This window comes from Arthrobacter sp. JCM 19049 (genome assembly GCF_001310435.1).
On record NZ_BAXF01000301.1, the window covers coordinates 1 to 2,677 of the forward strand.

At 65.0% G+C, this 2,677-nt stretch carries 2 protein-coding genes; one reads left to right on the top strand and one right to left on the bottom strand.

Translation table 11 applies throughout. From position 1 onward, the window contains the following. Positions 1–836: acetyl-CoA C-acyltransferase (locus JCM19049_RS11280; RefSeq protein WP_054821643.1), on the bottom strand; the 836-nt coding region annotated here is incomplete at its 3' end. Between the two features lie 394 nt (positions 837–1,230). Here JCM19049_RS11280 and JCM19049_RS11285 point away from each other — a divergent pair. Next, positions 1,231–2,658 carry an MFS transporter gene (locus JCM19049_RS11285; protein WP_054821644.1) on the top strand — a complete coding sequence of 476 codons (1,428 nt, stop codon included), beginning with the start codon at positions 1,231–1,233 and terminating at the stop codon, positions 2,656–2,658. The last annotated feature ends 19 nt before the right edge of the window (positions 2,659–2,677 follow it).

The window sequence follows — 2,677 nt, forward strand, 5'->3', positions numbered from 1 at the left end:
CCGAAGCGTTCGATGGCTCGTTCGGAGACGACCAGGATCGCCGAGGCGCCGTCGTTCAGGGAGGAGGCGTTGCCGGCGGTGACCACGCTGCCGCCCTTGACCACCGGACGCAGCCCGGCCAGCGCGTCCAGGGAGGTTTCGGGGCGGGGCCCTTCGTCGGTGTCCACCACGTGTTCGCCCTTGCGGGTCTTGACGCTCACCGGCACGATTTCCTCGGCAAAGCGCCCGGCCTGGATCGCGGCGATCGCCTTCTGGTGGGACTGGTAGGCGAATTCGTCGCAGTCCTCGCGGGAGATGTTGTAGACCCGGGCCACTTCCTCGGCCGTCTCGGGCATGGAGTACGTGGCCTTGCCCTCGCGGGCCAGTTCCCCGGAGAGGAACCGCGGGTTGGTAAAGCGCCAGCCGATGGAGGTGTCGAAGGTGGCGCCGGGCTTGGCGAAGGCCTTGGTCGGCTTTTCCATCACCCACGGGGCGCGGGACATTGATTCCACCCCGCCGGCGACGACGATGTCCGCCGCACCGGCCTTGATCATGTGGCTGGCCATGGTGATGGCGCTCATCCCCGAGGCGCACAGCCGATTGACGGTGATGCCCGGTACGGTGTCCGGGTACCCGGCCAGCAGCCAGGCCATGCGGGCCACGTTGCGGTTTTCCTCCCCGGCACCGTTGGCGTTGCCGTAGATGACCTCATCCACGGCCGAGGGGTCGATCCCGGCCTGTTCGATGACGCTGCGAATCGTCAGCGCCGCCATGTCATCCGGACGCACCGAACTCAGCGCCCCTCCGTAGCGGCCCACGGGCGTGCGCGCGCCACCGACCAAAAATGCCTCGGTCATGAAAACTCCTTTGTCTGCTGGCCCGATGCGCCCCGCCCGCCGTGCGGGCCGGACGCTGGGAATGCCGGACCGGACAGGGGCGGGAAACGCCCCTGAATACTTACCGACCATTCGTTCACTATTAGAATCCCATTGTGCCAATGTGGTGGTCAAGAACGCGAATGTGAACCAAGCAACAGTATAGGGCTAGTTAGTGAGGTCAGACGGGGTTTATCCGAATCCACAGGCAAAGAATTCCATGTCAAAGCTTGATATCTTCCGCAATGCCAAGTAGTCTCTTCTGCTTGACCGACTCTGGACCTGATTCCAGATCGTGGACCGTTACCAAGGCCGTGCCGCGGGCACCGGTTTTGGGCATCCGGTCGACGGAAAGCTGAACGACGACGGAGCAGTAATGCCACCGGTAAGCAGCCAACCAGATAACTCCGATAATTCACCACATTTCACTCCCGATCTGGACCTGGACATTGGCCCAGACATGAACACTGCCGCCGGGCGCAGCGAAATCCGCAAGGCCACGGCCGCATCGGCGATGGGTAACCTGACCGAGTGGTTCGACTACGGCATCTACGCCGTGGCGGTCACCTACATTACTGCCCACTTCTTCCCCTCCGAGGGCGGCACCCTGATGGCCCTGGCCACCTTCGCCCTCTCCTTCCTCGTGCGCCCGCTGGGCGGACTGGTGTGGGGCCCGCTGGGCGACAAGCTGGGCCGCAAGAAAATCCTGGCCCTGACCATCCTGATGATGTCCGGGGCAACCTTCCTGATCGGTGCGCTGCCGACCTTCCAGCAGGTGGGCGTGCTGGCGCCGGTCCTGCTGGTGCTGCTGCGCATGATCCAGGGATTCTCCACCGGCGGCGAGTATGGCGGGGCGGCGACCTTCATGGCCGAATATGCCCCGGACCGCAAGCGCGGCTTCTTCGGCTCCTTCCTGGAATTCGGCACCCTGGGCGGCTTCGCCCTGGGTACTGCCGTGATGCTGGGCATGCAGCTGCTGCTGTCCGAGGACGCCATGATGGCCTGGGGCTGGCGCATCCCGTTCTTCCTGGCCCTGCCCATGGGCCTGGTCGGGCTGTACCTGCGTAACAAGATCGAGGACACCCCGGTATTCCAGGAGTTGGAGGAGGCCGGCGAGGTCGAGCAGGGCAGCTCGCTGAAGGAACTGGTCAGCGAGTACTGGCGCCCCATGCTGGTGATGACCGGCCTGGTCATCGCGCTGAACGTGGTCAACTACACCCTGCTGACCTACATGCCCACCTACCTGGAACAGCAGCTGGGGCTGAGCTCCAACGCCTCGCTGGCGGTCATCCTGATCGGTGAGGTCGCCATGATGGGCGTGATCCCGTTTGCCGGTTCCCTTTCCGACAAGGTGGGCCGCAAGCCGATGTGGTACACCTCGGTGATTGGCCTGTTCGTGTTGGCCCTGCCGATGTTCTGGCTGATGGGCCAAAGCTTCGCCTGGGCGATCGTGGCCTTCGCCGTGCTGGGCCTGCTCTACATCCCGCAGCTGGCCACCATCACCGCCACCTTCCCGGCGATGTTCCCCTCCCAGGTGCGCTTCGCCGGGTTCGCGATCACCTACAACGTGGCCACCGCCATCTTTGGCGGCACCGCGGCGATGGCCAACGAGGCGCTCATTGACGCCACCGGATTCCTGCTGATTCCGGCGGTGTACATGATGGCCGCCTGTCTCATCGGCATGGTCGCCATCCGCTTCATGCCCGAAACCGCCGGCGCTTCGCTGCGCGGCACCGAGATCCCCGATGCCCTGGACACCGGCATCCTGGCCCAGGTGCCGCCGCGCACCGAAACCCAGGCCTAGGCGCCCACCGGGCCTCCGG

Coding starts and splice junctions, on each gene's coding strand:
- JCM19049_RS11285 (WP_054821644.1), top strand. CDS start 1,231: ATGCCACCGGTAAGCAGCCAACCAGATAACTCCGATAATTCACCACAT.